This is a genomic window from Clostridium sp. (genome assembly GCF_032552055.1).
Taxonomy (GTDB): Bacteria; Bacillota; Clostridia; order Clostridiales; family Clostridiaceae; genus Clostridium.
In genome coordinates, this window is sequence record NZ_JAWGSV010000239.1 from 1 (window position 1) to 4,918 (window position 4,918).

Sequence of the window (4,918 nt, forward strand, 5' to 3'; positions counted from 1 at the left end):
AGATAAGATAAGAGATATTTTAAATAAGAGTGATTATCAATTTTTAAAAAATATTGGAGTTGTATTATCTGAAGTAAGCACGGGGAAAATTAGAGCTATGGTTCAGAAAGATGAGAGTCAAGCGAATGTTAATTTAGGAATAGGTCAATTAGGATATGAGCCAGGATCTATCTTTAAGGTTATTACTGAGGCTATAGCTTTAGATAAAGGGCTTATAAGTCCAACAGATACCTTTTCTTGCACAGGAGAAATATGTATGAAAGATGGAAAGCCATATGGCCATGGAACCATTTCGGTGGAAGATGCCCTTAAAGTATCTTGTAATGATGTTTTTGCTAAAGTGGGTAATAAGATAGGGTATAGTGATATGATGGATTATTTAAAAAATATGGGGCTATTTGAGCCTGTATTAAATCTAAAGGGTGATAATAGAAATGAAGCTTCAGGTGTTAAACCTACTTTAGAAAATAGTATGAATAATATAGCAATTGGGCAAACGATAATGGTTACTCCGATTCAAATGGCGGGACTATATAATACCGTAATTAATAATGGAATTTATAATAAACCAACAATAGTTGAGGCTATTGTTGACGATAATAATAATGTTATAGAAGAATTTAATAGTAATGGGAATAGAATATTAAGTGAAACGGCAGCAAAGTTAACTAAGGAAACTATGTCTAAGGTAATATGGGAAGGATCTGGCTTTGAAGCAAAGGTTGAAGGTGTAAATATAGGGGGAAAGACAGGAACATCAACAGGAAGTGGAGCAACTAATCATGGATGGTTTGCTGGATATTTCGAAATGAATGGTAAGTCTTACTCATTGGTAGTTATAGCACCTAATATAGGTGAAAAGCATCCAGATGGAAGAGAACTTGGAGGCGGAAATACAGGGGCACCAATATTTAGAGATATAGTAACAGAACTTAATAAAATGCAAAATTAATAAAAAAGAATGAAAAATTGATAAAAAAACTCCTTTAGAAGTTTTACAAGTAATTAATTTTAGTAATGACCTAGGAATTGCATAAATAATTCTTCATTTTTAATTTTTAATTTGGCTGTTTGAGCACATCCCCTTGAAAATATATTATTAAAATTCATTTATGAGTTTTTTTCTTACTCCTACTTCTTAACTTTTAGTTCTTACTTTTTACCTCTTCGAAAGCACTAGTGGTTTCATATAATAAGAAATTTAAAATCTAAAGCAATATTTTTGAATTTCATCATATTATATAATAAGCACTACTAGGAGGAAGTTCTGTGTTTTTTTTAGCTAATATTTTAGAATTGCTTTGTAATTCAGTATTTTTAACTGGGTATATTACGGGCAACAATACATTTCCCAAGCCCCTTGATGAAGAAGAAGAGGAGCGCTATTTAAGACTATTTAAAGAAGGTGACAAAGAAGCTAAAAGCATATTAATTGAAAGAAATTTAAGATTAGTTGCCCATATTGTAAAAAAATATAATTTCCCAAACAAAGATATAGATGAATTAATATCTATAGGCACAGTTGGGCTAATTAAAGCTATAGATTCTTTTGATTCCGGAAAAGGAACAAGACTTGCAACATATGCTTCAAGGTGTATTGAAAATGAAATTCTCATGCTTTTTAGAAATAATAAAAAGCAAAAAAATGAAGTTTACCTTCAAGATCCAATAGGAGTTGATAAAGAAGGAAATGAGATTTGTTTAATAGATGTATTAAGTAGTGAGAGAGATTCTGTACTTGAAAAGGTTGAAAGTAACTTACAAATAAGACAGCTTTATAAAAAAATTGGTGCCTCTCTTACTGAAAGAGAAGGGGCTATATTAAAAATGAGGTATGGACTTATAGATGGATTGTGTCGTACTCAAAGAGAAATAGCAGTACTTTTAGGAATATCAAGGTCATATGTTTCTAGAATTGAAAAAAAAGCTTTGAAAAAGCTTAAAAAGGAATTGTCAAATAAATAGAAAACTACGAAAGATGATAATAATTTAAATAATATGATGGATTAAGAAGGAAACTAGGTTAATTTATCGAATTAATTAATTGATAGAGAATTGGCCTAGGGGGTAAAATGGGATGTATGTGTTAAATGAATTATTAAAAGAAACTATAGATAGAGGCGCTTCAGACTTACATTTAACTGTTGGATTACCTCCAACTATAAGATTAAATGGCAAATTAATTAAGCTTGGTGAAGATAGATTAACTCCAAATAAATTAACTGAGTATGCAAAGGAAATATTAGAAGATAGCTTTGAGGAGTATAACAAAATAGGAGAAATTGATACATCATATTCTATACCTGGAACTGGTAGATTTAGAGTAAATGTATTTAAACAAAGAAATAGCGATGCAATAGCTATAAGAGTAATTGCATTAAAGATACCAACTTTAGATGAATTAAAGCACCCTAAAGTAATAAAAGATATAGTTCAAAAGCAAAGAGGACTAGTTTTAGTTACAGGACCTACAGGAAGTGGTAAAAGTACAACTTTAGCTGCAATGATAAATGAAATTAATAACACTAGAGAAGCTCATATTATTACATTAGAAGATCCTATAGAATATTTGCATAAGCATAATAAATGTATTATTAACCAAAGGGAAATTGGAAAAGATAGCTCAAGTTATCAAAATGCTTTAAAGGCAATATTAAGAGAAGATCCAGATGTTATACTTGTAGGGGAGATGAGAGATTTAGAAACTATTTCAATTGCAATTACAGCAGCTGAAACAGGTCATTTGGTATTCTCCACACTACATACGATAGGTGCTGCCAAAACCATAGATAGAATAATAGATGTATTTCCACCTCATCAACAACAACAAATTAGAGTACAGCTAGCAGCTGTTCTTCAAGGGGTTATATCTCAACAGTTAGTACCAATTGCTTATAAAGCAGGTAGAGTTGCAGCTCTTGAAGTTATGACTACAACTCCAGGAATACAGAATTTAGTTAGAGAAGGTAAAACCCATCAAATTGAATCTGCAATTCAAACAGGTGGGAAGCATGGAATGAAGACTATGGATATGGCTTTAGCAGAATTATATAAAAAAGGTATTATTGATGAAGAAACTGCTTTAACATATTCAGTAGATAAGGAAACTATTAAAAGAATAATGATTTTATAAAAAACAGAGATTTCTCTGTTTTTTATAAAATTAAAATAGTTAAAAGGAAATTTTTAATTTACGTTGAATATACTTATATGACATAATTGTTATTATGTTAAAAAAAATCTATAAGATTTTATTAAAATGAAGATTATGCCTAGGAAAAGGTTGAGTTATTTTAATTTAAATGATAAAATTATAATTGAATTTTATTAAACTTAATAAAAGAAATTTAGGAATTATTATCTAATTTGTATTTATTAGTTTTTTTATTGAAGTAATAATAAAATTGTTTTTATAATTTTAAGTGATAAAAATCTACACATATTCTCTTTATATTACAAAAACATTGTTTTAAAATCTAAAACTATTGTTAATTAGAGATAGTATGTTGTAAAATTAAATTATAACAGTATTAAAGAATTATGTTATTGAGAGAAACAAAGTAGAAAATTACTAGTAGATATTTTCTAAAGGAGGAGTTATTTTGTTAGATTTCGAAGTAGATATGCAAGAGTTAACCAATATTAAAGTTGTTGGTTGTGGAGGCGGCGGTGGAAATGCCGTAAATAGAATGATTGCAGAAGGGTTAAAGAATGTAGAATTTATAGCTGTTAATACAGATAAACAAGCTTTAATGTTATCACATGCTAATGTAAAAATTCAAATTGGAGAAAAATTAACAAAGGGTCTAGGAGCTGGTGCTAACCCTGAAATAGGAAAAAAAGCAGCAGAAGAAAGCAGAGAAGAAATAGAAGAAGCTATAAAAGGTGCAAATATGGTATTTATTACTGCTGGTATGGGTGGCGGAACTGGTACTGGTGCAGCACCTATAGTTGCAGAAATTGCTAAGACTATGAACATATTAACTGTTGGAGTAGTGACAAAACCATTCCCGTTTGAAGGTAAAAGAAGAATGAGACATGCGGAAATGGGTATTGAGAATCTAATGAAAGCAGTAGATACATTAGTTATAATTCCTAATGAAAGACTATTAAGTATGGCTGATAAGAAAACAACTCTTTTAGATTCATTTAAATTAGCCGATGATGTTTTAAGACAAGGGGTACAAGCTATTTCTGACCTTATTACTATACCGGGTGTTGTTAATGCCGACTTTGCTGACATAGAAACTGTTATGTTAAATAAAGGTCTAGCTCATATGGGAGTTGGACATGGTACTGGAGATAATAAAGCTCATGATGCAGTTAAGCAAGCTATATCATCACCACTTTTAGAAACAGGTGTAGATGGAGCAACAGGAGTTATTATTAACTTTACAGGTGGAGTAGATTTAGGAGCTATCGAAGTATACGAAGCAGCAGATATAGTTAGAGAATCAGTAGATCCTGATGCTAATATTATATTCGGTGCTGTTATAGATGAAACATTAACTGATGAAATAAGAATTACTGTAATAGCTACGGGTTTTGAAGGTGATAATGAAAAACTTATAAATCGTGAACCTGTATTTGAAAAAAAAGTAGTAAAAGAGGCTAGGGAAGAAGTTATAGAAAGTCCTAGGGAGAATACTAAAAAAGTTGATCCACTTTTAGACTTTGAAACTGATAGTGTAAATATTCCAAGTTTCTTAAGATCAAGAAAATAAAAATTAGTTAAAGATCAAGAATTCATTTCTTGGTCTTTTTTTATTATTAATTATAATGAATCGGAATTTAGAGATTATTTATTTAATTTACTAATAGTGAATAATTTATAAATTCTTTTATTTAGTATTCAAGTAGACATATATAATTTGCGATGAAGTAGAGTAAAGTAAGTAAAGAAGCAAATTTATATAGG

At 29.8% G+C, this 4,918-nt stretch carries 4 protein-coding genes; all 4 read left to right on the forward strand.

Annotated elements, in window-relative coordinates:
* Nucleotides 1-952 (forward strand): penicillin-binding transpeptidase domain-containing protein (locus E6248_RS13205; protein WP_316341257.1); only part of this gene is annotated, 952 nt, incomplete at its 5' end.
* A gap of 317 nt (nt 953-1,269) precedes the next feature.
* Nucleotides 1,270-1,965: an RNA polymerase sporulation sigma factor SigK gene (gene sigK / locus E6248_RS13210; protein WP_316341258.1), complete on the forward strand. Its 696-nt coding sequence runs from the start codon at nt 1,270-1,272 to the stop codon at nt 1,963-1,965.
* Nucleotides 1,966-2,077: 112 nt separating this feature from the next.
* Nucleotides 2,078-3,133, forward strand: coding sequence for a type IV pilus twitching motility protein PilT (locus tag E6248_RS13215; protein WP_316341259.1), 1,056 nt, complete (start codon nt 2,078-2,080; stop codon nt 3,131-3,133).
* A 469-nt stretch (nt 3,134-3,602) separates the two neighbouring features.
* Complete coding sequence (gene ftsZ, locus E6248_RS13220; RefSeq protein WP_316341260.1) at nt 3,603-4,724, forward strand: cell division protein FtsZ; 1,122 nt, start codon at nt 3,603-3,605, stop codon at nt 4,722-4,724.
* Nucleotides 4,725-4,918 lie beyond the last annotated feature (194 nt).